At 67.0% G+C, this 1200-nt stretch carries 1 protein-coding gene; it reads right to left on the reverse strand.

The window, feature by feature from the left end; translation table 11 throughout:
- On the reverse strand, window positions 1–815 hold an 815-nt coding region (locus tag ABD353_RS39635; protein WP_344628570.1), incomplete at its 3' end, for a non-reducing end alpha-L-arabinofuranosidase family hydrolase.
- Between the last annotated feature and the right edge of the window lie 385 nt (window positions 816–1200).

A 1200-nucleotide genomic window follows, 5' to 3' on the forward strand; every position in this document is an offset into this window, starting at 1 on the left:
GCGAGCACCCAGATGTTCTTGGGTGCGAAGTAGAACAGCGTGGGCGCCACCGCGGCCTGGCTCATCCCGCTCTGCCCGGCCGACGCCATGTCCGACCAGTTCGTGAAGGGACTGAACATCATCGAACCGTAGGACGACCCGGACACGTTCGACGCGTAGACCACGTGCTTGCCGTTGTACACCACGTCGGTGAAGTCCTTCACCGACGCCCACCCGTTCGCCGGCTGCGCCAACGAACCCGTCGAGGACCACCGGTACGTCGACGGAAGCGCGCACGAGCCGCCCGTCGGCGGGGGCGTCGTCGGGGTCGACGTCCCGGACAGGCCGGTCCACTTCTGGTTGCTGCCGCCGTTGCACGTCCAGATCTCCACCGCCGTGCCATTGGCCGTGCCGGCACCCGAGACGTCCAGGCACAGCCCGGACTCCACGCCGACGATCGTGCCGTCGGAGTTCACCCGCCACTGCTGGTTCGCAGCGCCGCTGCAGGTCCAGATCTGCACTCGGGTACCGGCCGTGGTGGCGTGGCCCGGGACATCCAGGCACTTGTTGCCGTACACGGTCAGCTGGTTGCCGGACGTCAACGTCCACAGCTGGTTGGCCCCGTTCGAGCAGTCGTAGATCTGCAGGTACGTGCCATCGGCCTGGCTGGCGTTCTGCACATCGAGACACCGGTTGGAACCCGCACCGCGCAAGGCGCCGCTGGTGGCTGCCTGAGCCGGGTTGGCGACGAGCATCGCCGCCAGTGCCGACACGAACGCGACCGCGACGGCGAGCACCACGGGCAGATGCCTGCGGCTGGAACGTCGTCTGCGCATGAAGACCTCCTTGGTGAACGGATGGAGCTGTCACACAGCTTTGTTATCGTTAACATGTGCGTGCCGCCGTGAGTGCGCAGCACGAGTCGTCAATCGGACGGCTCTGGAATCCTCGCCGTTGCCTGCAGGGCTTCAAAAGCCCCGTCTCTGTGCTGACCTGCACGCTTGCCTGGTGCCGAGTCCTTCGTCAGGCCGCGTTGCGGTACTGGGCGCATCACAACCCCGGTGCCTCGCGGCGGTTTCCGGGTAGGGCGGAAGGATCCGGGCGGAGGCACGAGCCCCGTGCGGCTCAGCTCACCTGAAGTTCCAGTGCTGGTTGGCGCCGCTGGTGGAGTCCCAGATCTGGACGGCGGTGCCGTTGGCGGTCTGGTTGCCGGGGGTCTCC

This window comes from Kitasatospora arboriphila (assembly GCF_039528095.1).
Lineage (GTDB): Bacteria > Actinomycetota > Actinomycetes > Streptomycetales > Streptomycetaceae > Kitasatospora > Kitasatospora arboriphila.